Annotated in this window: 25 protein-coding genes; 13 read left to right on the top strand and 12 right to left on the bottom strand. The window is 43.2% G+C overall.

Annotated elements, in window-relative coordinates:
• Positions 1–34 precede the first annotated feature (34 nt).
• From JMX96_RS08915 to JMX96_RS08895, 5 genes are all read left to right on the top strand, one after another.
• Positions 35–1,738, top strand: coding sequence for a SulP family inorganic anion transporter (locus tag JMX96_RS08915; RefSeq protein WP_201568720.1), 1,704 nt, complete (start codon positions 35–37; stop codon positions 1,736–1,738).
• Positions 1,739–1,975: 237 nt separating this feature from the next.
• Positions 1,976–2,302 carry a beta-lactamase hydrolase domain-containing protein gene (locus tag JMX96_RS08910; RefSeq protein ID WP_201568719.1) on the top strand — a complete coding sequence of 109 codons (327 nt, stop codon included), beginning with the start codon at positions 1,976–1,978 and terminating at the stop codon, positions 2,300–2,302.
• A gap of 66 nt (positions 2,303–2,368) precedes the next feature.
• Positions 2,369–2,701, top strand: a complete 333-nt coding sequence (locus JMX96_RS08905; protein WP_057761521.1) for a TIGR01244 family sulfur transferase — start codon at positions 2,369–2,371, stop codon at positions 2,699–2,701.
• A 375-nt stretch (positions 2,702–3,076) separates the two neighbouring features.
• On the top strand, positions 3,077–3,934 hold the full coding sequence (locus JMX96_RS08900) for a bile acid:sodium symporter family protein (protein ID WP_160022401.1): 858 nt from the start codon (positions 3,077–3,079) through the stop codon (positions 3,932–3,934).
• Positions 3,935–4,112: 178 nt separating this feature from the next.
• Positions 4,113–4,865 (top strand): glutathione S-transferase family protein, encoded by a 753-nt coding sequence (locus JMX96_RS08895; RefSeq protein WP_227676997.1) that lies wholly within the window; start codon positions 4,113–4,115, stop codon positions 4,863–4,865.
• A gap of 73 nt (positions 4,866–4,938) precedes the next feature.
• Here the strand turns inward: JMX96_RS08895 and JMX96_RS08890 are convergent, their stop codons facing one another.
• Together JMX96_RS08890 and ahpF are read right to left on the bottom strand one after the other, a co-directional pair.
• Positions 4,939–6,387 (bottom strand): alanine/glycine:cation symporter family protein, encoded by a 1,449-nt coding sequence (locus tag JMX96_RS08890; RefSeq protein WP_201568718.1) that lies wholly within the window; start codon positions 6,385–6,387, stop codon positions 4,939–4,941.
• A gap of 258 nt (positions 6,388–6,645) precedes the next feature.
• Positions 6,646–8,223: an alkyl hydroperoxide reductase subunit F gene (gene ahpF, locus JMX96_RS08885; protein ID WP_201568717.1), complete on the bottom strand. Its 1,578-nt coding sequence runs from the start codon at positions 8,221–8,223 to the stop codon at positions 6,646–6,648.
• Between the two features lie 439 nt (positions 8,224–8,662).
• Here ahpF and JMX96_RS08880 point away from each other — a divergent pair, with 439 nt between their 5' ends.
• Positions 8,663–8,911 (top strand): YdcH family protein, encoded by a 249-nt coding sequence (locus tag JMX96_RS08880; RefSeq protein ID WP_057761532.1) that lies wholly within the window; start codon positions 8,663–8,665, stop codon positions 8,909–8,911.
• A gap of 170 nt (positions 8,912–9,081) precedes the next feature.
• Here the strand turns inward: JMX96_RS08880 and ahpC are convergent, their stop codons facing one another.
• A complete protein-coding gene (ahpC, locus tag JMX96_RS08875; RefSeq protein WP_057761534.1) occupies positions 9,082–9,648 on the bottom strand; it encodes an alkyl hydroperoxide reductase subunit C in 567 nt (188 codons plus the stop codon).
• A 268-nt stretch (positions 9,649–9,916) separates the two neighbouring features.
• On the opposite strand from ahpC, the gene JMX96_RS08870 reads away from it, so the two are divergent.
• A complete protein-coding gene (locus JMX96_RS08870) occupies positions 9,917–10,828 on the top strand; it encodes a hydrogen peroxide-inducible genes activator (RefSeq protein ID WP_201568716.1) in 912 nt (303 codons plus the stop codon).
• A 39-nt stretch (positions 10,829–10,867) separates the two neighbouring features.
• Positions 10,868–11,539: a hypothetical protein gene (locus JMX96_RS08865; protein ID WP_201568715.1), complete on the top strand. Its 672-nt coding sequence runs from the start codon at positions 10,868–10,870 to the stop codon at positions 11,537–11,539.
• On the opposite strand, the gene JMX96_RS08860 is transcribed toward JMX96_RS08865, so the two are convergent.
• The 7 genes from JMX96_RS08860 to JMX96_RS08830 form a co-directional block, all read right to left on the bottom strand.
• Complete coding sequence (locus JMX96_RS08860) at positions 11,517–12,119, bottom strand: methyltransferase domain-containing protein (RefSeq protein ID WP_201568714.1); 603 nt, start codon at positions 12,117–12,119, stop codon at positions 11,517–11,519. The genes JMX96_RS08865 and JMX96_RS08860 overlap by 23 nt on opposite strands.
• Before the next feature lie 212 nt (positions 12,120–12,331).
• Positions 12,332–12,865, bottom strand: coding sequence for a M48 family metallopeptidase (locus JMX96_RS08855; RefSeq protein WP_201568903.1), 534 nt, complete (start codon positions 12,863–12,865; stop codon positions 12,332–12,334).
• A 215-nt stretch (positions 12,866–13,080) separates the two neighbouring features.
• Entirely contained in the window at positions 13,081–14,643 is a 1,563-nt protein-coding gene (locus JMX96_RS08850) for a DUF1513 domain-containing protein (RefSeq protein WP_201568713.1), read from the bottom strand.
• Positions 14,644–14,646: 3 nt separating this feature from the next.
• Positions 14,647–15,798, bottom strand: a complete 1,152-nt coding sequence (locus JMX96_RS08845) for an imelysin family protein (RefSeq protein ID WP_201568712.1) — start codon at positions 15,796–15,798, stop codon at positions 14,647–14,649.
• A gap of 69 nt (positions 15,799–15,867) precedes the next feature.
• The gene (locus JMX96_RS08840; protein ID WP_413786740.1) at positions 15,868–17,532 is read right to left on the bottom strand and encodes a di-heme oxidoredictase family protein; all 1,665 of its coding nucleotides are present in this window, start codon (positions 17,530–17,532) and stop codon (positions 15,868–15,870) included.
• Positions 17,533–17,817: 285 nt separating this feature from the next.
• Complete coding sequence (locus JMX96_RS08835) at positions 17,818–19,278, bottom strand: imelysin family protein (RefSeq protein WP_201568711.1); 1,461 nt, start codon at positions 19,276–19,278, stop codon at positions 17,818–17,820.
• 355 nt (positions 19,279–19,633) lie between these two features.
• Positions 19,634–20,290 (bottom strand): OmpA family protein, encoded by a 657-nt coding sequence (locus JMX96_RS08830; RefSeq protein WP_057761553.1) that lies wholly within the window; start codon positions 20,288–20,290, stop codon positions 19,634–19,636.
• A gap of 375 nt (positions 20,291–20,665) precedes the next feature.
• Between JMX96_RS08830 and JMX96_RS08825 the strand changes: the two genes are divergently transcribed.
• From JMX96_RS08825 to minE, 5 genes are all read left to right on the top strand, one after another.
• Positions 20,666–21,628: an acyltransferase gene (locus JMX96_RS08825; protein ID WP_201568710.1), complete on the top strand. Its 963-nt coding sequence runs from the start codon at positions 20,666–20,668 to the stop codon at positions 21,626–21,628.
• Between the two features lie 411 nt (positions 21,629–22,039).
• On the top strand, positions 22,040–23,137 hold the full coding sequence (locus JMX96_RS08820; protein ID WP_227676996.1) for a hypothetical protein: 1,098 nt from the start codon (positions 22,040–22,042) through the stop codon (positions 23,135–23,137).
• A 71-nt stretch (positions 23,138–23,208) separates the two neighbouring features.
• A complete protein-coding gene (minC, locus tag JMX96_RS08815; protein ID WP_201568708.1) occupies positions 23,209–24,033 on the top strand; it encodes a septum site-determining protein MinC in 825 nt (274 codons plus the stop codon).
• Between the two features lie 289 nt (positions 24,034–24,322).
• The gene (minD, locus tag JMX96_RS08810) at positions 24,323–25,135 is read left to right on the top strand and encodes a septum site-determining protein MinD (protein ID WP_057761560.1); all 813 of its coding nucleotides are present in this window, start codon (positions 24,323–24,325) and stop codon (positions 25,133–25,135) included.
• Between the two features lie 2 nt (positions 25,136–25,137).
• Positions 25,138–25,428: a cell division topological specificity factor MinE gene (gene minE / locus JMX96_RS08805; protein WP_057762631.1), complete on the top strand. Its 291-nt coding sequence runs from the start codon at positions 25,138–25,140 to the stop codon at positions 25,426–25,428.
• A 78-nt stretch (positions 25,429–25,506) separates the two neighbouring features.
• Here minE and JMX96_RS08800 read toward each other — a convergent pair whose 3' ends face one another.
• Together JMX96_RS08800 and JMX96_RS08795 are read right to left on the bottom strand one after the other, a co-directional pair.
• Positions 25,507–26,034, bottom strand: coding sequence for a cytochrome b (locus tag JMX96_RS08800; protein WP_201568707.1), 528 nt, complete (start codon positions 26,032–26,034; stop codon positions 25,507–25,509).
• 139 nt (positions 26,035–26,173) lie between these two features.
• Positions 26,174–26,671 (bottom strand): hypothetical protein, encoded by a 498-nt coding sequence (locus JMX96_RS08795; RefSeq protein WP_201568706.1) that lies wholly within the window; start codon positions 26,669–26,671, stop codon positions 26,174–26,176.

Genomic DNA, 26,671 nt, shown 5'->3' with positions numbered 1-26,671 from the left:
CTAATTATTTATACTATCTACTGTGGTGATTGATATGTCCTCTATCGTCGCTCGTCTGATTCCAGCTTGGCTGCGTCAATACCAGCTCTCAGCGTTGCCGACTGATCTCGTCGCAGGCATAGTGGTGGGTGTGTTGGTCATACCGCAGAGCCTAGGTTACGCAGTGCTTGCAGGACTGCCGCCTGTCTATGGCTTATATGCAGCGATCGTACCTGTCCTCGTTTATGCGTGGCTCGGCTCTAGCAACGTGCAAGCCGTAGGACCTGTTGCCATTACCGCCATCATGACCGCCAGTGGCTTACTGCCTTATGCCGAGCAAGGCACTGAACAGTACGCACTAATGGCCAGCCTATTGGCACTGATGGTAGGTGCACTGCTGTGGGTAGCAGGCAGGTTAAAACTTGGCTGGATCATGCAGTTTATCAGCCGCGGCGTGTCCGCAGGGTTTGTAAGCGGTGCAGCGGTCCTTATATTTGTCAGTCAACTCAAATATCTGACCGACATTCCGGTCACGGGCAATAGTTTGATTGGGTATCTATCTACCCTGCAACGCTATGCCAGCCAGCTGCATCCATTAACCTTAGCTATTGGTGTGACCGCATTTGCGCTATTGGTTGCCAATCGCTATGCAAGTGAATGGATATGGCAGACGTGGCTATCATCGTCATATGCCAAATGGGCAGAACGCTTATTTCCGCTTATCTTACTTGGCATTGCTATCGTACTCAGTATGGCACTGCATTGGAGCACACATGGTGTCGCGACCATCGGTCGTATTCCCCAAGGGCTACCGAGCTTTACGTTACCGCACATCTCAGACCTACAAGAAGCGCTGAAGCTCTTGCCGACCGCAGGATTGATGGCGCTAATCGTATTTGTATCGAGCAGTTCAGTTGCCAGTACCTATGCTCGTTTTCGTGGTGAAAGTTTTGATGCCAATCGTGAGCTGACTGGACTTGGACTGGCCAATCTGTCTGGTGGACTGTTCCAAAGTTTTTCGGTTGCGGGTGGATTTTCGCGTACGGCTATCAATGCCGATTCAGGCGCTAAGACTCCACTTGCCAGTCTCGTCACCGTACTAGTAATGATTGCCGCGCTCATAGCCTTTAGCAATGCGCTTGCCCCACTACCCTATGCACTGCTGGGCGCAACAATCATGGCCTCCATCATTGGCCTGATAGATATCGCGACGTTGAAATCTGCATGGCAGCGTGATCGCTTAGATGGTGCTAGCTTTTTGGCAGCGTTCGTCGGTGTGCTGATATTTGGGCTAAACACTGGGCTGGTCATTGGTCTAATGGTGTCATTCGCCAGTCTCATCTGGCAGTCGAGTAAGCCGCACGTGGCTGTCGTTGGACAGTTGGGCGGTACAGGACATTTTCGTAATATCAATCGCCATGACGTCGTAACTTTTGACAACTTATTGATGTTACGTATCGATGAGAGTTTGTTCTTTGGTAATAGTGAATCTGTACATCGACGTATCCTCAATGCCATGCAGCAATATCCCGATGCCAATGAAATTATATTGATTATGGCTGCCGTCAACCATATAGATCTGACCGCCCAAGAAATGCTTTGTACCTTAAATCATGAGTTGGCGTTACAGAATAAGCGCTTGCATTTTAGCTTTATCAAAGGTCCTGTGATGGACATCATCGGTCACACCCCATTGATTAGCGAGCTATCAGGGCAGGTCTATCTAAGTACCTTAGATGCTGTCGATGCATTAAAATAATCTATATTTTGATTACAATGAAATCGCTATAACATTAGTTTTCGCTCAACCTCAATTACTATTGTCGTCTACAACACAATATCGCTATGATAGCGCCTGTGTTATGCTAGACGCACTAAATAGGGAATCAATTAACCTAGAAATCGACCTAAAAAATGCTGATTTATAGTCCTTTGATATTCTTAGCCCAACCCTCAATAATAAATATACTTTAACAAATATAACTGAACCTATCTTATGACCGATAATTTAACGATTTATAAGCAAATATACCCAAGCCAATGCGTTAAGATTGCTGAGCTTGGTTATCGCTCAGTGCTTAACATTCGGCCAGATGCCGAGATTGAAACACAGCCTAATAGCTGCGATTTGGCAACGGCTACCGAACAGGCAAACCTAGCGTATCATCATCTACCGTTTGATGATGAGCGCCTAAGTATGCTGACGGTCGAGCAGTTTGCCGAGTTCTATCACTCAATGCCCAAGCCTATATTAATGTTTTGTGGCACTGGTGCACGTGCCAAGCTACTGTACCAAAGCGCATTGATGCAAGGTCTGTTATAACAACAACCGTCGCTCGAACCAACACGTTTTATAAACCCAACAACACCAATAAAAAAAGGAGCTCTTATGAGCCATGAAGTTAGCTTTACCGGACAAATCACGCCTGACCAAGTGCCTATGATTGCCGAAAATGGTTTCAAAACCATTATTAATAACCGTCCTGATGGTGAAGAGCCAAATCAGCCAACCAGTGCCGAAATCGAAGCAGCAGCCAAAGAAGCTGGACTTGCTTATAAAGAGATTTCTTTTGCAGGTAATGAGCTGAATCAAACTCACGTCGAAACGTTTGCAGATTTCTTTAATCAAGCTGAACAGCCAATGCTGATTTTTTGCCGCACGGGTAACCGCTCAAACGGTATCTATGAAGCCGCTAAGCAAATGGATTTACTAGATGACTAGTGCAGCATAAATAGACTAGACAGTTAGAATATTTAGCCCACAGAATCTTGTGGGCTTTTTACTGCGTTTATCATTATGCTCAAAGTGTCATTAGCCACAAACAACCCAATCACTGCCTGATCATTTCCCGATAGCTTCCAACAACCTCGACCAACCTCAATAGTCACGACAAGTGGGTTACTATACGAGCGTAATACCGCTATTATCATTTGATAGGCTTGATCTAGCTTAGTGGTTGAGACCCTTAATTAGCTAGACGATTGAATACCTAAACACATGGATTGTGAGCAGCTGCCTGATGACAAGGTTGCCCCGCTGCTATTTACTTTCAAAACGCCATCTTGGTATGGCATTTAGTTTTACAAGGAATGTTTGATGAATAATACCGCGCTAGCATTACTGCCACTAGCCCTTGCCTACATTATGTTCACTCTAGGAGCAGGGCTAAAACTTAGTGATTTTAAGGTCATTGCCAAATATCCAAAAGCGTTCTTTGTTGGTTTAATCAATCAAGTTGTGTTGGTACCGTTGGTTGCGCTCGCAGTCGTGTTAGTGACGGCTCCGCCACCAGCGATTGCTTTTGGGATTATGCTGATTAGTTTTTGTCCCGGTGGCGTCACTAGCAACATGCTGACCTACTATGCCAAAGGAAATGTCGCTCTCTCTATCGCGTTGACCGGTGTGGTCAGCATACTATCGGTCATTACATTACCTATCTTAATCACGTTGGCTTTTGATCACTTTATGAAAGATCAGGCAAATTCTATTAGCGCGATAAAGATTGGCCTAGTCATGTTCTTATTGACCACTTTGCCCGTATCTCTTGGTATGCTTGCTCGCCACAAATTCACTGACTTTATGGTACGTCGTAGCAGCCTTCTAAACGGCTTGGCCAGCGTGTTTTTTGTACTAATCGTCTTTGCTGCTATTGCCTCTAACTGGCAACTACTACAATCACAGTTCACTCAAATTGGTTTAGAGCTGATCTTTATCATTGCTATTTTATTCGCTATTAGCATCTCGATCTCTAGAGTCCTAAAGCTCAGCTGGTTTGATACCAAAACCATCTCGATAGAAACCAGTATCCAAAATAGCACGACGGCTATTACCTTAGCCCCTATCATCATGGGTGTGAGCACACTACCCGTCATCGCGCTGCCTGCTGCTTTGTACGGTGTGCTGATGTATGTCGTTGCGCTGCCCGTTATTTTCCTAATCAAAAACAAGAACTGATGATAGCGAATGTAAGAAATAAAAAGCGCCCTTCTAAATAAGTACCCGTCTAAATATTAGATGGGCATTTTTTTGAAATAGGATTTAAATGATAGAAATATAGCTCGGGTTATAGACTGGTCAATACTCAACATTGAGTACATAATAAAATGCTACTGTTATCGCTTAATAGGACTCTATGATGCAAAAACCGCTATTAATTATTGGGAATAGAAACTACTCATCTTGGTCGCTACGAGCATGGCTATTGCTCAAAGCCTTCAATGTTGATTTTGATGAGCAACTTGTCGAGTTGTTTCATCCATCAGCACGCTCAATGCTCGAAGCGCATTCACCAACGGGTAAAGTACCTATTTTAGTCTATGGTGAAAAAGATAATAAAGTAACCGTTTGGGACACCTTAGCGATTGCTATGCATGCTAATGAGTACTTTACGGATATTGATATTTGGACAGGTATTGATAAATCTAACGCTGAAAAACGACATAATAGTCAAAGTAGAATAAATAGTGCCTATTGCCAAAGCATCGTGGCTGAGATGCATTCGGGATTGACAGGCATTCGTAACGAGATGCCGATGAATATACGAGCAACGGCTAAGATACAACCAAGTAGTGCTTGCTTAGCAGATATCACTCGTATCGAAGACATCTTTGCCGATTGTTTAAAAACTCCCTCAGCAGACAGTTTCTTATTCGGAGATTTCACAGCAGCTGATGTGTTTTTTGCTCCAGTGGTGCTGCGATTACAGACTTATGCTGATGCATCTGATATTACTTTGCAGCCACTGACTAAGCAATATTGCCAAACCATGCTAAATCATCCACACATACAGGCGTGGCAACAATCAGCACTAACAGAAACTCGAGTTATTGAAGAAGATGAAGCAGGCAAGATACTGTCTGTCGTTGGCGTATTGGCGAATAAATAGTATCTTACATAAAAAAACCACTTCAGCTTAGCCAGAGTGGTTTTTTGTTTGATAAGACTTCGAGCATAACGTTTTACTGCTTTTGCTCTAATGCCTCTTTTACTGCTTTTTTGCCCCATGCGCTCAGATCAAGATCTAACTTCTCATACTCTTTTGCATCAAATAGCGGCTCTTTAACCCCTGATTTCAACTGACTTGCAAAGTCGTCCAATAGACGCTTAGCTCGTGGAAATAACATTATCAAGGCCAGTAAGTTTGCTAGCGCTAGCACGCCCATCAACGGATCAGCGAAGAAGAATACTGTAGTAGCGGCAGGAGCCACTGCGCCCAAGAATAATATCGCCATCACGACAATTCGTAAAACCAAGGTCGCTTTTTTAATATTCTTTTTGATCAAGAAATTAATGGCGTTTTCGCCCATGTAGTAGTTATACATGATAGAACTTAGTGTAAATAACAATAGCGATATAGTCAGAATATACTGCGCCCAGTTCCCAAGCTGAGTCGTTAACGCTTGCTGTGCCAGTACAATACCATCGACTTCAGCACCTGGTTGATATACGCCGCTCAGTAAAATCATAAATGCGGTGGCACTACATACGATTATCGTATCAATAAATACAGATAATGACTGCGAGATACCTTGACTCACAGGATGAGTGGCATAAGCGGTGGCAGCAATATTAGGCGCAGAACCTAGACCTGCTTCATTAGAGAATAAACCACGCTTCATACCTTGCTCAATCGCCACACCAATACCACCGCCCACGACAGACTCAATACCAAATGCATTTTTGACAATCATTACCATCAACGTAGGCAGCTCTGTGACATTGAACAATATAACAACAAGTGCCATACCAATATAGATTAATGCCATAACAGGAATGACAACGTCAGCTACTTTTGCAATGCGCTGAATACCGCCAAAGACAATAAACCCACCAGCAATGACCAACACCACACCCGATATCCAGCGATCAATCCCAAAGCTTTCAAGCGCAGAACCTGCCACCGTATTACCTTGGAACGCGATAAACCCGATAGAGAAAGACAGTAGTAAAGCAATAGCATAAATAACGGCAAGCCAGCGATAGTCTTTACCTAAACCATGTAAAATATAGGTTGCAGGGCCACCGCGAAAGTTACCATCAGTATCTCTACGCTTATAAAGCTGGGCTAAGCTACACTCGACAATGCTGGTCATCATGCCAATTAAAGCCACAACCCACATCCAGAATACCGCTCCCGGACCCCCTAAAGAGATGGCAACAGCAACACCAGCAATATTACCACCGCCTACACGTCCACCGATAGAAACGAGCAACGCTTGACGGGCAGAAATTCCGTCGTCACCTACCTCATCCGTTTTGAATACGCGGAACATACGTTTAAAATATTTAAACTGAGCGAACCTGCCTACGATGGTAAATAATAAACCAAAAATAATTAGCATAGGCACGAGCGCCCAGCCCCACGTTAGATCCCCGACTAGGGCAAAAAAAGCTTCAATATATTCCATGCCTATTTTCCTTATAGTTCATGACGCTATGATAGGTTTTATTGCATACATTATTGCATCAACAACACGAGTTTGTAATGCAAATGTCGAATTTGTAACGTAAATACTGATATTTTCTGAGTGAAAACGCGTTATTTGTTTACTTAAGAGTCCATTTTCTAAATATCAGGATTTTTTTATAGAGAAGTATTTATACGCTAACATAAAAAGACCACCTCAACCGAGGTGGCCTTTTATACTGAAACTAAACTGAACAGCTTACTGCATAACTAAGTATTCAAACGCTGACAATGCTGCTTTACTACCTTCACCCATCGCAATGTTGATCTGTTTGAATGGTACGGTGGTTACATCACCACAAGCGAAGATACCTTTACGATCTGTACGGCAGCGCTCATCGATTTCGATCTCACCAAAGCGGTTTAGATCAACGAAGCCTTTGATGAATCCAGTGTTTGGCACTAAACCAATCTGTACAAACACCCCTGATAAGTCACGCTCATGAGTCTCACCTGTGCTGCGATCTTGGTAAACGATAGACGATACTTTACCATCAGTCGCTTTGATTTCTTGCGTTGCTGCACCAGTAATGAACTCGATGTTGGTTTTCTCTCTGGCTTTATTGATCAGTACTTGGTCAGCTTTCAATTCATCAGCGAACTCGAGTACAGTAACGTGATTGACGATACCTGCCAAATCTAGTGCTGCCTCAACGCCTGAGTTACCACCGCCGATCACTGAGATATCTTTACCTTTAAAGAATGGGCCATCACAATGCGCACAGAAAGCCACGCCTTTACCGATATTTTCTTCTTCGCCCGGTACACCAAGCTTTCTCCACTGAGCACCTGTCGCCAAGATGATACTACGAGTATTAAAAGTCTCACCAGTATTTAGGTGGATACTGTAGTTCTCTTCTTCAGTCTCACCAATTTCTTTAACGCTCACATGCTCTTTTAGCGTGATGTTGTATTCAGCCAAGTGCTTAACAAAGTTGGTCGATAAATCCGTACCATTAGTGAGCGGTACTGAGATCAAGTTTTCGATATCTTGCGTGTCTTTTACCTGTCCACCGATACGATCAGCGACCATTGTAACTTTTAAGCCTTTACGCGCTGTGTAGATGGCAGCAGCCACACCTGCAGGGCCAGCACCGATGATAGTAACGTCTTGCTGCTCTAATTGCTCAGCATCGTCTTCTACTTCTGACAGTAAATCAGGGAACTGCTCTTGCAATTTTCCAATCAATTTAGCAGTGTCGATCAGACCATTAGCAAATGGCTTACCGTTTAAAAATACAGCTGGTACGCCTTGGATTTTGTTCGCTTCTACTTGCTCTTGGAACAATGCACCGTCGATCATCTCATTACTGATACCATCGTTTAGTAGCGCAAACTGGTTCAATGCTTGAACGACTTCTGGGCAGCTATGGCATGACAATGACACGTAGGTCTGGAACTGTAGCGGCTTATTAAAGCGCTTAACTAGCTTTTGGATACCTTCATCCAACTTTAGCGTATGACCACCCGCTTGCAAAATCGCCAAAATCAATGACGTAAACTCATGACCACCTGGAATACCGCTGAATACGATACCAGTATCATCTGATGCGCCATCGATATGGCTGACTACTTTAAAACTAATCGCACTAGGCAAACTATCGTCAGTCGCTTCTGCATCGAAGTTGATTTTGTCTGTTGTTCCAGCAATCTTGGTCAAAAAATCTACCAATTCTGCACGTTTTGCATGCGTACCAGTACCCAATATAAAGGTAATTGGGCGTGTCATATTTTCGCTATAGTTCTTAACGGCATCTAATAAATTCTGATCTATCATGTTTGTTCCTCATTATGACTGAATATGTAACGGCAGCTGTCATGCCACGCGTCTAAATATAAAATAGTTGGTGTTAATAATTTTGTATAAAAGGTTATATATAGTGGGCTCTTGCCCTTTGATGTGTCTATTATCAAGCGTTTAGCGAATTTCAGCAAGCTGAGAAACTCAAACTTTATGTTTTATAAAACCAATCGTTTGTTAACTTAAATAATTAAATATAAATACATAAGCAAATGATAGTGATGGTACATGGTCTATTTTTTCGCTACAATCGAATGGTATTGATAGCAATATGCATTATCAATATCGTGAAGTAACTATCTTTATTACCATTAAACTTTCACCCCTTCCAAACAAAGTCTTACCATCATAAGCGTCTTAACCATAACGTGCTTACGCTTATTCTAAGCTTGCACTAAATAACAAGGATGACAACATGACAATGACAGACACATGGCAAGATCACAGTGATATTATCGATGAGCTTAAGCAAAAGGACACGCATTTTGCGAGTATCTTCGATGAGCATACGACTCTAGATAGGCAAATTAATAAGCTTGAAAACGATGTGGTCAAGCATGCCAGTCGCGACGAAGAAATCGAACAGATGAAACGACGAAAGCTACAACTCAAAGACGAGATTTATAAAACTATTGATAAAAATAAAGCACAGTCTCGCGCTTAATATTGCGTCTATACTTAGAGATATGCTGAGAAAATAATACTAACAATATCTATGCTTAAGACGTAAAAAGACCCCATCAACTTATGTTGATGGGGTCTTTATTTGTAGTACTGCCTTAAATCAGATATTTAAGATACAGCACTACTTTTATCTAAGTATGGAATGTCTACTTAGATTTTACCAACTAGGTCAAGACTTGGCTTCAATGTGTCGCCGCCTTGTTCCCAAGCTGCTGGGCAAACTTCGCCGTCATTTTCACGAACATACTGTGCTGCTTTTACTTTACGTAGCATGTCTTTTGCACTACGGCCGATACCGCCAGCATGGATTTCAGCGACTTGGATCAAGCCATCAGGATCTACTAGGAACGTACCGCGCTCAGCCAAGCCTGCTTCTTCAATCATGACATTAAAGCCACGAGTAATTTTACCAGTAGGATCGCCGATCATTGGGTATTGTACTTTACCGATAGCTTCTGAAGAATCATGCCACGCTTTATGTGTGAAATGCGTGTCAGTAGATACTGAGTATACTTCAACACCGAGGCCTTTTAGCTCGTCATAATGAGCGGCCATGTCTTCTAGCTCAGTTGGGCAAACAAACGTGAAATCAGCTGGGTAAAATAGGAAAATCGCCCAGTTGCCTTTTACGTCTTCTGAAGTGATGGTTTTGAATTCACCATTTACGTATGCATCTGCTGAAAATTCTGGGATTTCTTGATTGATGATAGACGCCATGGTTGGCTCCTCTATAGTTGAGTAAATTGGAAATTATTTATATGGTTTTTTCAATTAGCCCTCTAGCTCTCTGGGCTACCTGACAAACTATACGCGAATTCTACGGTTAATCCAGTTAAAAGTTTTTAATGTGATGTTTTGTTTTATTAAACTTGTTAAACTATTATCTCTACATTTTATCATTGGTGCTTAATTGGTAATTTGCTACCTTATAAAGGTTGACCAAACATAATAAATTGCATTAAAAACCCACTAACAGAGAGGTTTTATGATTACTTTACGACAACTTGAGTTTGCCCTAGCCGTCGCCAAACATCGTCATTTTAAACGTGCTGCTGAAGATTGCAATATCTCGCAGTCTGCACTAAGTTTGGGTATCGCAGAATTAGAAAAACAGCTAGATACTCAGATTTTTGAGCGCAACAATAAACAGGTATTGATTACCCCTATCGGTCAAGACATTCTTACGCGGGCGCAGCGAGTGTTTTCTGAAGTGAGTGATTTGACCACACGTGCCCATAGCCATCAGACGCCGCTTGCCTATCCTATGACTGTCGGTATTATTCCGACAATTGCGCCTTATTTGCTGCCAAAAGTACTGCCTGCGCTACGTGCTCAATATCCAGAGTTCCGTATGACCATCGTCGAACAACAGACAGAGCGTCTGCTTGAGCAAGTACGCTACGGTCATATCGATACGGCTATCATTGCACTACCGTACGCGGTAGATGGGCTACACAGTTTTGAGTTTTGGAGTGAGGACTTCTTTGCTGTATTTCCAAAAGATGACATACATGCCAAGCTTGATACTATCAATGCTGACGAACTGGCAACTGCCAATCTCATGTTACTTGGCGAAGGACACTGCCTAACCGACCAGACGCTGTCTGTCTGTCATTTCGACCGTGCACAAATGAAGTCAAGCTTCTCAGATGCTAGTTTAAATACTTTGATTCAGATGGCACTTGCCAATATGGGCACAACGCTAGTGCCTGAAATGGCGCTCGATCAGCTACACCTGCAAAACCAAAATGCCGTCGCCATACCATTGGCTGAAGACGGGCCGCATCGCCATATTGCCTTTGTCACCCGTCTGAACTATGCGCGTGTCGATGATGTTAGCTTGCTTGGCGAGGTGTTTAATAAAGCATTTAAAGATGCGGTAGCTAACAAAGAATAATCAAACCATTTTTACCACGGTCATAGTGAAAAACGACATATGAAAACTGCCTCAAATAAGCATGATGAGCTTGGCAAGTGCTTTGCACAGTATTTGTCAGCTATGACCAGCGATATCTCGCCAAAGCAAATAGATAGGCTTTGGCAAGATATCGTGACGCGCTATGGTGAACCACAACGTGCCTATCATACGCTCAATCATATTGAGCAGCTCTTGGTACAGTTTGAGAATATTAAGCACCATCTTGCTGAGCCGCATATCATTGCATTGGCACTGTACTATCATGATGCGATATATAACCCAACACGCTCCGACAACGAGCTAAAAAGTGCAGAATTTGCGACAGATGCTTTGAGCCCTTATCTAAGCACAGAGCAATGCCAGCAGATCTACGCTCTCATTATGATGACGGCTAATCATCAGATAGATGTATTGATAGACAGTGAAAAATACAATGATGCGGCATATTTGTTAGATATGGATTTGAGTATTTTGGGTGCGCCTTGGCCTACCTACAAGCAGTATGCAAAGGCGATACGTCAAGAATATAAGCATGTCGCCGATGACAACTACCGTGATGGACGCACTGCAGTGCTACAAGGATTACTAGCGCATCCCAAACTCTATCTGACTGACCATTACTATAATCAGTTAGAAACGCAAGCTCGAGATAATATCAAGCGCGAGCTCACTTCGCTTGCAGCTTTATAAACAGCTCACTACCCTGCCGTGCTGGATGTGAATTATAGCTAGGCTCCATAATATCGATATCAAAATGACTTTGAAAGCGCTGCTGGTATTCTTCCTTGCTGCCGCCAAATGGTGGCTCTTCCCGTCCAAAATCCGTGTCAAACAACAATCCAACCAGCTTACCTTGTGGCTTTAGCAGTCTCGCCATCTGCTGCACATATTCATCACGGCGCGATGGATTAATCGCACAAAAAAACGTCTGCTCAAGTATCCAATCGAATTGATACTGCTCAGCTGGTAAACTAAAAAAATCCGCACAGAGCAAATGCTCAGATGGAAAATTAGGGTAACGCTCTGCAAACGTCTCAATCGGTGCAGGGGCAAAGTCAACCAGCGTGATATTGGTAAAACCTTGCTCATATAAATAGCCTACTTCATAAGCATTACCCGCACCTGGCACTAGTATCGCTTGATCTTTCGCGCTCTCAGGTAGCTGGTCGATATAAGCTTTTAGCGGTGGTGACACCTGCCCCATGTCCCAACCGATGCTGTTCTTCTCATAACGCTGCTGCCAAAACTCCGCTTGGTTGACGTTTTCCATATAACATCCCTGTATATAAACCTGCTGATTAAATGAAACAATTTGTACCGTTATTTCTTATCATATCAGGCTTATTCAGACGTGTCCTTATTTTAAAAATGATGATAAAAATAGGACTAGGTGCTCTGCATAATGAAGGTGACGCAGATGATATCGAGGTGCTTACTAGAACTATTTAGCTGATTAGAAAGTTAGATAGTTAGATGGTAGGTTTAGTCCAGCTGTCCTGTCTTGCCCGCTAGGATATTATGCCATTGCTGGTAATCTGGCATCGCTGTGGCAACGGTTTGCCAAAACGCTCGGCTATGGTTGGCATGATGCAAGTGGCACAGCTCATGAACGATTACGTATTCGGTGCATTCGATAGGATAGGCAGGAAGATAAACCGATAGCCAAATTCGTTTTGCGCGTGTGTTGCAGCTACCCCAACGTGTGTGCATTTTTTTTAACCGTATTTCATTGGCGTAAGCGCCAACGATTGGCTGCCACTTTTCAAATATTGCAGGTGCGACTTTAGAGAGTTGTTGCCGATAATATGTCGTTTTTTGATCGGGGCTGAGCGTAAATGATTGCTCTACACCCCATAATAGAACTGAGTTATTAGCAGTTGGAAAGTCTGACGACGTATTCTGTCTACGTCTATACTGTTCTAATACCTGCGGGTGATTTGCAATAGCCCAAGGCACCCGCTTAGCCACAGCATGCAACATTTGTAATGCGCTGACATGCATCGGTGCAGAGACCATCAACGTATGGGGCTTTAAGCGAAAATTGATATTTTTAACATGCTTTTTACTGATATGTAGCTCGATGCCTGCCTGTGCAAGCTGCTGTCTGACAGTATCTAAATTGGTGTCTAAGCTAATGCTCTACTCCTTGGCTGACTATTACTACCGTTCTAGTAATAGTCGTTATTAATCGCCATACCTGTTCAGCTGTCGCTCTTGTTGAATATCACGTATCACAGTGCTTGTAAGTGGTTGTCAAACGACATCATATGCAGTTGACTGTCTTTGATAATCCGCTCATGAGGTTCGATGTCGTTTACGTCCAACTTTACTTCTGGTAAAGCATTTACTCTTAGCGCTGTTAACTGACCTTGACCATCACTAACGATAAAACCTGTCGGCTCGGCATGTTTATCAATTTTACTCATTGAAGCACTAGAATTGGCTAACACTGAAGCCCCTGCACAATCTGGCAGGCTTACATCATCAATCAGCTCGCGAGTATGTAAATCATAAATTGCCGCACGGCCACCAATCGGTGTGGTCACACACAGTAGGTTACGCTCACTATCCACCGCCACGCTAGCGATATATTGGTGAAAACGTTGCCATTGATTATTTGGCATAGTGAGTGATGTAAAGCTGGCATCACCACGTTTATGAGTCAATACCAATGGAACATTGATATGTTTTTCACCTTGGAACTGAATACCGATCATCACTGTGCCGTCATCGTGCATGGTTAAGTGGCGCACACTCATCTGATTGTGCTCGGGAGTCACTTGCTCAAGCAGTGTGCCATCGTGACGATTCAGATAAACCAGTGAGGGTCGCATGGTATCTAGGTTTAGCTCTTCGCGTGAGGCCTGCTCGGTTTTGATGCCTCCATTTGCAATGACGAGCGTTTCGCTATCAGGATGCATAATCAGTTCATGCGGTCCGATACCATATGAATCAAATTCTGCTACTCTTTGATAAGCATCACGGGCATCATAGATACCGATTTTGCCTGCCAGACTCACTGTGTCATTCTCAGTTACGTAGAGCAAGCTACCATCTAAGCTATAACAAGCATGACCATAAAAGTGACGGTTTACATCAGCTGTAATCGCATGCTGTACTTGCCCATTTGACGTATTAAGTACCCAGAATTTTTCGCTTGGACGGCGACCCATGACGACGACATCACGTCTTTGATCCACATTGCTATGCTGAGTTTGAGCTTCATATATATTGACAGGCAGAGGCTGAACAACGATGTCGTGGACACGCTCAGGCATAGTCGTCTGCCAAACGATTTGTCTGTCAGCATCAATACCTACCACACCAAAGTCGTGCTCATTCTGGCTTGATGTGGCATGATTTTTTGGTAGTGATGCGACGCCACTGACCCAGCTGACTGGGCGCGCCAGCATCGTTGTCGTATGCACAGTAGCAAAGTCAGGCGTGTTACTTTTATCATCACCTACAGCATGATAAGCCTGCTTCCAGGTTGCCGCTGCTTGCTCACAAGCATAACGTAAGCGCAAAAGCTTCGGCGTTAAATCATGTGCCGCTCGTAATACCTGCAACTGCGTACAAATACCATCTACATAATCTTGTAGACTGGCATCTGGATGCTGCTGCTTACGATAACGATGATGAATACCGACCAGCGCCGCCGTGCCAACTGCTGTCAGCACTGAAGTCGTCAAAAGCTCATGAGTTGACGAAGTTTTCCCAGACCGATTAGACCTGTTCATCTGGTCATGATTCTGAGCTGCTGACACTGCTGTACTCGCTTCGATAGTAGACATTGTCTAATCGCCATCAGTGCTGTTAAAGCCCACACGGATACCAAGTGCTGGGATTAACTGGCGCTTAATCAGACGAGTGACATCAGTCAAATGATCGTATAACGCTTGTTGGTCGTCCTTACTAGCCTCTGATAAATCTTTTGGCATTTGTGCTAATAATGCGGTTGTATCAGCCAATGCAGTTGATAGATTATCCGAAACTTTGTTTTCATCATTGCTACCAAGAATAGCCGTCAATACTGGGTCAGTCATGGCTTTGTTAATCGTATCTAACTTAGCATTGATAATAGCGCGGCTTTGACCAGCAGTAGCAGCAGGTAAATGACCCTTTGCTTTACCTGTCAGACCGAGTGGCTGATCAATGGCATTAGACTTCATAGTCTCAATCAATGACAGTAGAGAGTTAATCCATTGATTTAAGCCTCTATCGCTTTCTGCTGTTTTGTCTATCGCCAATAAATCAGTCGCGTTTTGCTGCCAGTTTTTCTCGATGGCTTTTAGACGCGTGCTCAACGCACTACTAGCGCTAATCACGTAAGCACACTGACCAGCGTCTAGACTGTCATTGGCAAACAATGCCTCTTCCAACCCTGGTACACCTTGTACGATAGCACTCTCGCCAGCAAGCTGCTCTGGCGTTAGTTTTGGATTGGCTGCGATTAAGTCAGCCACGCCACTATGTACGAGTCCGCGCTCGTCAGGATAATAGTTAATGTATAGATTGCTCATGCTAGCAGTCGCAGGACCGAAGTTGACCATCTCAGCACTCGACCATGCTTGTGCCAACACTAGCCACTGTGCACGTAATGCTTGTAGCTCATCGCCACTTACTGGAGCTTGGGTACAATGCTTCTGCGCCAATTCGTTCAACAGATCGCTTTGCTTGGCCGCATCAGCATACGCAGGAATCACGATATCGTCTGCCACATGCGTCAAATACGTTTTTGCAGTCTCAGGGCTGATATCTACTGCAACGATTTGCTCAGTACTTGCTTTGCTGTTCTCTACTGAGCTGTCAGTAGCTGCACTGTCTTGCACAACTTTTTGGCTGTCTACATCTGCAGTTTTGTTGTCATCGGCAGGTTTGACACAACTGATCAGCAGTCCAGCACTTAATGCAGATAGCGCCATTGCCAAAGCGTGGTTTATTTTCATAGGTTTCTCGGTAATGTTATAGATAGTAATTTATAGCGTTTTTATACTAATTTTATAATAGCAACTTTATTACAGCGACTTTAGGAACGCATTAAGCTCTGTGCGACCTTGTTTGTCTAACTTCAACACTTGTTGCTTTTGCTTTTCGGCTTCTCCGCCATGCCATAAAACAGCTTCCATCAACGTACGGGCACGGCCATCATGCAAAAACGTCGCTTGAGGATCAACTGTCTGCGCAAGCCCTACGCCCCAAAGTGCTGGCGTACGCCATTCATAAGAGTTGGCTAAAAATTCAACTTGGGCATCTTTTGGTGGTAGTTTGCCAGCAATCGTACGATCAGCGAGATCATCGCCCATATCGTGCAATAGCAAATCTGTGTAAGGATAAATCACTTGTCCATGCTGCTCAAGGTGATCATCGTCGGTTTTTGGCAACTGATATCTTGGCGTATGACAGCTTTGACAACCCATGTCATAAAAACGCTTTTTGCCAGCCAGCACAAGCTTATCATCTGCATTACGGCGATGCGGTACTGCTAGATTGCGAGTATAAAATTCTACAAACTTAGCGACCTCATCGTTTACTTCCACAGGTGATTTACCATTACCCTGCTCATCAGCACCTGTCGCTGCATTTAGGCAAGCGGTCTGCGTTGGCATACATGACTCGTTAGGACGGATGTTCGACGTCAGACCCATGTCTTCGTTAAAGGCACTTTGGTTCTGAGTAATAAGTTTGGTTTGACCTGCTTTCCACCCAAATCGTCCAAGCGCACGCTTGCCGGTTTGTGGATCCATGACCCAGTTAAATTTACCACTGATATCACCATTACTACTGTCGCTGGCTTGCTTTTTAATGTCATCGTCAGGTATTTGCTCTAGTAGCCCAAGCCCAATCATCGGTAGCGCCACACGCGGTGATACCATCATGTCATCGTCAAAAGCACCGTAACCAGGTTTGGTCAAATTAAACATTGGCGCACGTAGCGTCTCGACATATCCGTCAGCAAAGGTCACTGGTTTGTCCGTCCACTGCACTGCGATTCTCGCTTCAGCAGGCACGCCCTGAATACCGCGATCTTGTAGCTGGCCACCATACATAGGATGGGCCACCTTTTCAATCAGCGAATCCTGTAGCTGTTGGCGCTGCTCATCAGTCGTCGCTGGCATAGACAGACGAATCAATAAACTATCAGCATCGTCATCGGCAGTCATCGGCGCATGGCCTCGCCCATCTTTGACATGACAAGACTGACAAGCTGCCACATTGAATAATGCGCCCAACCCATCGCGACTATCAGTACTAGCAGGTGCAACGACCCATGGCTGCTTGAAAAATGCATTACCAATAAAGAACGATCCTTTTCGAGAAGCTGCTAGATTCGATGAAGGCTTCGAGTAGCTCTCAGCACTGCTAATGCTAATACCAGAGTCACCGCCCTGCTTGATCTCTTGAGGGTCAAAGCTCACCAGTTGCTGCATCGGCACGCCTGCCAGTGTTTCTATATTTTTGACGTGTTCGGACGACAGCGATTGGCTTTTTTCACTGCTGCTTTCATTACTTGAGGCCTGCTCTGAAGCATCACTAGAAGTGTTGTCAGAAACGCTATCAGATGGTTGACACGCACTGATAGCCATTGCACTCGCGATAATTAGCGCAATCTTAGAGGGTATATGTCGTAGGATTTGAGTAGCAAGAGGAGAATCAGAGGGGTTAACATAATTGGCGTTCATAGAAATTAATTGCCTTAGCGCTAGAGTAGAACCATTAAAATTTTGTCATACCATCTCATTATATGTCGTCACAATCATTGCCTGTCGACATATAATGAGGTGGTACACCGGCCAATTGTCTTATTTAATGCTCGTAAAAATGCGTTGCCAACGGTGGCTGACAACGCACGTATTATATCTAATCTAAGTATCTAATAAACAGCGGTTACTGACCTATAACGACTAATAAAACGTCGCAAAGCCAATGAAAGGCTTTTAAATAAGGGCCGCTAGCTTAAATTTTTCTTAAAACTGTGACCCTGCATCTGCATCTAGATTATCGATACCAACTGCTTTTGCAGCGTTTTCGATACTGGCCGTCAGCTCTTGTAAGCTAGTGATACCCGCTTCAACCCATCCACGACGGACGTTTTGTTCTTCAGCAGAGATACCTTCTTGGCTGGCTTGACCGACAGTTGCAATCATCTGGTCAATCTTGATGCCGTCTTTTTCGCCTTTTTCAACGATAACGTTAAACGCACCTTCTACTTTGTTGAACTCAGCAGCCAATTTATCAGCAGCTTCTGTGTGGCCGTTATCCGTCAGATAATCTTTGATACCGTAGCCGCCTACTGTCTTACCAGCGACTGTTGTATAGCTACCATTAAAGACGTTTTGGATACCGCGCGCATTATTGGCATAGCTTAAATGGGTCAAATCACTAAAGCATTCGTGCTCATCTTCAGTAGAACCAGTAACAAAAGCGACCTGCATACGCTCAGAAGCAAGCTCACCTAATGCTAAGCTGCCCATTTGATACATAATTTGGCGTAGACCATTGTCATATTTGCGCGCTATCAAATCACTACGTAAGGTATTTTCAGTATCAGGCTGCCACTGGGCTTCCATCGCGGTCAAATCATCAACCAATAGTTGAGTTGCAGCAGTTAAGAATTCACCACGGCGCTCACAGATACTGGCATCTTCATTGACGGTCTCACCACTAGTACACTGTCCGGCTTGAGTCGCATAGTCAGTGACTGGGCGATTACCTGCGCCTTCTTTTACGCCATTGTTGTCTTGACCCCACAGCATAAATTCAATCGCATGATAGCCAGTCGTTACGTTGGCTTCACTACCACCGATTTCATTCATTTCTGCAAGTAGCTCAGGCGTAATCGTACTGGTATCTTGCTTGATACTACCGACAGTAATGCTGTCGCTATTGATGATGTTCTCTTGGCTGTTATATTCGCCTTCATAGTCGTCACCGACATAATCAATCAGCGCTTCATCAAGTGGCCAAGCATTGATCTGCCCTTCCCAGCTATCGATGCTGTTGATAGCACGTTTGTCATTGGCAGTCACAAAGCCTTCATCAAAACGAAAAATCTCAGTTTGTGAATATGGCTGGCGCGCTGCTTTATAGGCAGCTTTTGCAGCATCAAGGTTTTCTTGTGTTGGAGTGGCCACGTATGTTTCTACCGCAGTTTGTAGCGCTTTAGCCGTGTCCAACGAATCTTTATAAGCGGCGTGTGCCATATTTGCATAACTGATAATTAATCTATCAATATGTGCTTTTTCGGCAGCAGTCATCTCTGAATTATCAGCTGTCTCTGTGCTTGCTACTTCTGTTTGTGTCTCTGTCGCAGCATTGATGTCTTCATCGGCTTGCTTTGTACAGCCCGACACCATTAACAATCCTGCAAGTGCAACAGCTAAAGTAGTTGGTAAAAGCTTACGGCTCGTTACTGTGGTAATCGTCATACATATCCTCAAGAAATATAGCAAAAAATTCGTTTTGGTTAAGTAGCCTCAATTATTTTGATAATCAAGCCATGTTACAGCAGGCTATCTTAGCCATGCACATTGACTCTCAGTGCGCACGATAAGACGTTTAATATTGCATTGATAACAAACACTGACAAATTATAGTGTTATTGATAATCATTATCAATATTTAATTTAATATTAACTATATCTATCAATGCTCAATGCTTTGTTCAAACTGAGAACACAAAAAAAGAGCCAGCATATCGCTGACTCTTTTTGAAATATATGTGCTCAAATATCTAGCACATACTTAATAGCTATATAGCTATTTATTAGTTATAGCTATTGATTAGTTTACGCTCTGTGGTGCGTTAACTGTTAGCTCAACACGGCGGTTTTGACCACGGCCATATTCAGTATTGTTGTCTGCGATTGGACGTGACTCGCCGTAAGCAACAACATTTACACGGTTTGAAGCAACACCGCGAGCTGTTAAGTAGTTAGCAACTGAGTAAGCACGATCACGTGACAGACCCATGTTATAAGATGCTGAACCTTTGCTATCAGTGTGACCAGCGATAGTAATTGTGTTTTGGTTGTACTGGTTCATCGTTGAAGCAAGCTTATCAAGCGTTGGCTTGAATGATGAGCTAAGGGTTGCATCATCAAATGAGAACGTGATGCTACCTGGCATAACCAAATCAATGTTACCAGTGGTTGGGTTTTGCTCAACAGTTACGCCTGTACCAGCCATTTGCTGCTCAAGCTGACGAGCTTGACGCTCCATGTAGTAACCAACGCCTGCACCTAGTGCTGCGCCGATAGCTGCATCACGACCAGTTTTGTCGCCGCCTGTTGCTTTTGAAATAGTTGCACCACCTGCTGCACCAACTAGACCACCTAGAGCAGCTTTATTTAGACGCTGTTGTCCAGTGTTTGGATCTGTTGTACAACCACTAAGTGCTAAACCTGATGCTACTGCTGCAATCATTAAAGTATTACGCATAATATTTCCTCTTAAGTTTAAAAAATCGTGCTTTTTATAAAGATTGTCCATTAATCTTTTTTAAGTACTTATCTACATTCCCCATTATTATGGCAACTACAACCTATCTCTGTGTAATATTTTGTCATACCTATGTATGAGAAGTGCAGGTTATATTTCAATGATTTTATAGGTCAAATCTTCGCGCCTTGCTACCACTAGTCACGTTTACAACCGTACACTACAACATGTTTCTGCTAAAATTATATCGCTGAATTTGTCGGCTTTAAATAGTCATGATTTAAAGCTTTACGTTCATAATATTCCTGACTTAACTAGGACAGATTCAGCGACATACGGCTTATTATTAATCAGATAGACTGAAAAGGATTGAGCATGCGATTGACATCTACCATTCGAAAAATGCATAAACGTTCGCCTAAACTGGGCAAAGCTGTGTCGCTTGCAACAGCCACTGGTGTCATCGCCGCCAATAGCTTCGGTGGTAGTATTCCTTTATGGCTAATGGGCGTCGGTAAAGTCATTACTGGCGCCTCTATTGCGGACAAAGCCGTCATCAAAATTGCTACTCACTGGATCAGTAGCAACAGTGCCTTAATCGACAATATGTTGCCTCGCAAAGATTGGCGTATCAACCTACCGGACGATATTCATACTGATGGTAAATACCTGCTAGTGAGCAACCACCAATCATGGGTCGATACCAGTATCGTGCAGTATATTGGCGAAAAACGCTTGCCACTCACACGATTTTTTACCAAGTTTGAGCTGATCTACATCCCTATCGTTGGTCAAGCTTTTTACTTTTTAGATTTTCCAATGATGCGCCGACACTCAAAAGAAGCCATCGCCAAAAACCCTGCGCTAAAAGGCAAAGACATTGAGGAAGCCAAACGTGCCTGCGCCCTACTAAAAGACAAACCGTTTACCTTATTAAACTATTTAGAAGGTACTCGTTTTACCAAAGCAAAACAAGCTCAGCAAAAATCGCCTTATACGCACTTATTGAAACCTCGTGCAGGTGGATTATCATTGGCTATTAGCGCACTAGGTGAAGATATCGATGGCATACTAGACATGACCATCGTATATCCTGATGGTGTGCCAAGCTACGGCGATCTTTGGAAAGGCAATATCAAACGTTTGGGCGTTGACTTGCGCTACATTGACATACCAGATGCCTTGTTCGAAAGTATCAAGCAAGGTGGCTACGAAAATGACGAGGATACAAAAGCTCAAATGTTCGACTGGGTTGAACAAGTATGGCGTCAAAAAGATGAACGCATTAGTACTATGTTGGCAGATTTTGAAACTAGTCCTAAAACGCAAGATGCCTAACAAAGACGCTCAGCAATAATAAACTGGCTGACCGTTAGACCTTATCAAATACCAAGCACAGTCTATGCAAGCGTACTAAGTAGTAAATATCGATGTAACAAACGTTGATGCAATAAGTATCGATGTAACAAACGTTGATGCAATAAGTATCGAGTACGAGATAAAAAGTTATTGAGGAACAAAGTTACGGGTACAGGTGTCACAATAGTCATATCTTACTTATGATGTTTACTGTTAAAACAGCCATGCATCGTAAGTAAATTTTAATCAAAGATGGGTTGTTTTTTAACCTTATTCATTGATAATGTGACTAATCATGAACTCATAGATTTTCGATGTCTACTTTAATAGTAAATGGTAGTAAATATCGATTTCTGACCCATTCTTTGTGCCATTTATTACTTATAAGGTATGACTGTGCCCACCTCTACTACTAGCTCGCCGTTAGCTACCGAATCTGTTTTGAGTCAGCCTCCTTATCCAATCAGTAATGAGCCGCCAAAACCGGACCATCCAAAGCCGAGTCGCTTTAAGCTCACTTACGATATCGTTATGATTATTGCCATCAGTATTGATCTGCTATTGATCAGTATCGACGCTATTTTGATGAGCAATTTTAGTAGTAATGCTGCAGAATGGCTAACCATTAGTGAAGGGCTCAATTGGTATCAGAGCACTCTACATGATCCTCTACGCACTGCTGGAGGTTTTTTTACTATCTTTTTGGTCATTGAGTTGCTATTGCGCTGGGTGATTGCCATTAAACAAAAAGTCTATTATCGCTGGTTCTTTTTCCCATTCGTTCATTGGTACGAAGTATTAGGCTGTTTTCCGCAGCTACGTGCTTTGCGACTACTGCGAGCGGTCGTTATTGGACGACGTCTATATCAGCTTGGCTATCAAGTACTGCCGCAGACGTGGATCAACCGAATCAAGTTCTACATTGACCTACTGTTAGAAGAGCTCTCCGATCGCGTTATTTTGACAGCGATACAGAACTTTCGACAAGAGCTAACCAGTTCAGACACGCATAAATCATTCATCGAGTCGACGATTGCAAAAAATCGAAATGAGATTGAAGCGGCCGTATTGTCTGTGCTGCGTACAGAGCTTGCACCGAAGCTGCAAGAACTGACTGCCTCATCAGGTGGGGGCAGTATATTGGCGAGCGAAATGGGCAATGCTATTGAAGAAGGATTGGCCAACACACCTGAATTGCGACGCTATCTACGCATGATACCTATCGCTGGCAGCCTGATTGAGTCACAGCTGCATCACGTCGGGCACAATATCGGTGAGAATGTCGTAAATGCGTTAAACAAGCGACTTTTAGACCCTAAGCGCTTGGATATATTAATGATGGAAATTGCTAGCGGTATTGCGCAAATAGATACCAATAATACAGCGCTAGATACCTTAATTTCTAGTATCATTGATGACAGTTTGACTGCGTTTGAAGCGCAAGTAAAAGTGCAGCAATGGAAACACCAAGATATGCTAAATCTATAGTTTAGCTATCTAATAGCATGATGTAATAAGAGACATAATACCGTGACAGAATTATTTTTAAGGGTTTGTATATGACAGTTTCAGCTAACGATAACCAGACTGCACCAGCGCTAGCTTTCTATGGCAAGATGCTGACGTTTTCACGCGTACAGTTTAGTACAAGCGATCTAGCAGCTATAGAAGCTCAGCTAACTGAAACGCTCAGTAATAAATCGAGCAATATCCCTATCCTTATTGATAGTGACGTTGAGCAGGATTTATTAGCATTGGTAGAGCTGTTATGGGCATGGGGATTACAGCCTATTGGTGTGGTGACAGGTATGCTGGATGCGCAAGCACGTGAGCAACGCTTAGCGATATTTCCAGCAGATGGTAAGCGTATTGAACGTATATTACCAAGTAAAAAAGCCCCCATCCCTACTCAAAAGGCAGTAGAGAACAACAACGCCGAAGTAGTTAATGCTAATAACGTCGATGATACTTCTACCACGAGCGAACCTGCTACTGAAACGACACTATCTAATATGCCCACCGAAACATTGGTAAGTACCCAGCATATTACTAGCTTAATCTATGATCAAATGCTGCGTTCAGGACAAAGCCTCAATCACGTTGGTGGCGACTTGATTTTGACCAGTAGTATCAATAGTGGTGCTGAAGCGATTACTGACAATAGCTTACATGTATATGGCCGTGCACAAGGGCGTTTGGTGGCAGGCGCAACAGGGGATAAAGATGCCCGTATATTCTGCCAAGTCTTTAATCCGTCACTGGTATCAGTAGCAGGGACTTATTGCTTACGAGACAACTTACCTGAGCATGTCATCGACAAGTCGGTGCAAGTAAAATTCGTAGAAGGTGAAGGCTTAGTATTTACCGTGATGGATGAAGCTTAAGACGCCATTAAAAATAATACACCGTGAAGTGACTTTATAGAAAACTAAGGTAGTTAAGCTGCTCTATTCGACAAGCCAAAGAGCATGACTATGACCCTACCAATACCACGCAGAGAGGCTAATTGAGCGATACATAGGTTGTTTTTCTGCTTTAGTATCGAGCTGCTATAAATTTTTGTTTATTTATGCTAGGCTAGCTTCGAAGATAGTGTATATATGTTAGGTGAATAACATGTAATTTTGCTATTTATATAAAAGATATCCCATTGATTCATAGGAGTGTGCCATTGTGGCGAAGATAGTTGTAATCACTTCAGGTAAAGGCGGTGTGGGTAAAACCACGACAAGTGCTTCTTTTGCCGCTGGTTTGGCGTTACGTGGCTATAAAACGGTTGTTATCGACTTTGATGTAGGTCTACGTAATCTAGACTTAATCATGGGTTGCGAAAACAGAATTGTTTATGACTTCGTTGATGTCATCACTGGAAACGCGCGCTTGTCGCAAGCACTTGTCAAAGACAAACAGCTTGAAAACCTGTATATCCTGCCCGCCAGTCAAACGCGTGATAAAGACGCATTGACAGACGAAGGGGTATCAGAAGTAATGGCTGAACTCTCAAAGCAGTTTGACTATATCATCTGTGACTCACCTGCCGGTATCGAGCGCGGTGCACAGCTAGCGATGTATCATGCGGATGAAGCTATTATTGTCACTAACCCTGAGATCTCTTCAGTACGTGACTCAGATAGAATCATCGGTATTCTGCAAAGTCAGACGAAAAAAGTAGAAGAGAACCAAGGGACCGTCCGTGAGCATTTGATTATCACTCGTTATAATCCTGAACGTGCGGCTGCCAATGAGATGATGGATATTGATACTATCTCAAATGATATCCTAAAAGTTCCACTACTTGGGGTTGTTCCTGAAAGCCATTCAGTGCTTGAAGCGTCCAACCATGGCGAACCAGTTATTCATTATACCGACTCTGTTGCTGGTCAATGTTATGAAGACATTGTCGCCCGTTTCTTGGGTGAAGAGCGTCCACTACGTCATATTGACGTGAAGAAAAAGAGTCTATTACAGCGCTGGTTTGGAGGATAATGATGACTAAGAAAAAAGGATTTTGGAGTAGCCTATTTGGTACTGACGACAACAGTAACGCAGGTAGCGCAAATTTAGCAACTGAGCGTTTAAAAGTTATCGTTGCTAGCGAAAACAGATTGAACAATCGCTTAACGGTTGATCGTATCGAGAAAATGAAACGTGAAATCTTAGAAGTCGTGAACAAATACGTTAACGGTGTGCAGATTGATGATGTCAATATCAACCATCGTTCTGAAGACAGCTTAGATGTGTTAGAGATGAATATCAATTTGCCTGAGCATAAGAAATAACGTTCTAGCAATACGTATTTTTACAATGAATAAAAAAAGCCCCAAGTTTGATACTTGGGGCTTTTTAATGTTTATCGATTATTTCATACGGGCAATAAGATTGTCTTTTTTGACAAACTGATGGTATAACGCGGCTGCTATATGCAAGACCGTAAAACCAATAATCATTGGCCAGATAATCTCAGTATGCAAGTTATTGTAAAAACGAGCCAAGCTTCTATCTGGGGTTACGAATACAGGGATCTGAAAGATACCGAAAATATCAACCGGTCGACCGCCATATACTGCCATCAGTAAGCCAACCATTGGCATAGCAATCAGTATGGCATAGAGAGCAAAATGTGACAGCTGAGATATGAGCATTTGCCATTTTGGCATGGCTAACGGTGGTGGCGCCTTAGTAAAAACGCGGTTGATAACTCGGGCAATCATCCAAAATAACAGGCTCACGCCGAACGCTTTATGATATCCAATAAACATATTGCTATCTAAATTCTCATATAGCAGTATCATTACCCATGTGGTTAACAGTAAGGCTGCACTAATCCAATGAAAAATACGGCTACTAACCGACCACTTTGATACATTCGAGTTGGCATTATTCATGAGGGACTCTACTACCTTTATCAGGAATTATCTCTAATCAATTTTATAAGCCAGTTAATAAGTCTTCAACAGATGAAGTCATTAACATTACTGGCTTACTATTTATAGAATGGAGAATACCTTAAATACAGGTGAGAATCTAGCCATCCGAATCAATCAGGTGGTGGGCTATTTTATCCAAATCTGGCACTAAGTAGATTTCGTCATCAATCATCACTGTTTGGTATAGGTAGGATGAGACGTCATTTTTATCAAAATACTCTTCCCTACCTTCGATATTAGCACCACTAAATTGTTCCGGTGTTTCTACATCTTTCACTTCAGAAATTCGTGCTTGCAGCTGACGCAAATCACCTGCCGTCTGTAAGGCAAAACGGTGATCAGTCGTATTACCTTCCAAAACAACCATTTTGTCTGGAGTTTGATCTTGCAGTAGCAAATGAAATACAGCCAAATCTTGCTGTTGCCAGTCGTATCTAGAAACCTGCTGCTGAGACTCATCCACACTCAAAATTAGGCTGCTTGGAATGATCCAGTCCGGCTGGTTAACTGCTGGAACAATAGTGACGTCAAGCATACCGTTGTTGGTAGTCAACAGACTCACAGCCTCAAACGAATGTTTTAAAATTTGTGTCAT

Origin of the sequence: Psychrobacter sp. JCM 18900 (genome assembly GCF_904846625.1) — a bacterium.
GTDB lineage: Bacteria > Pseudomonadota > Gammaproteobacteria > Pseudomonadales > Moraxellaceae > Psychrobacter.
This window is presented reverse-complemented; position numbering and strand designations above follow the sequence as displayed.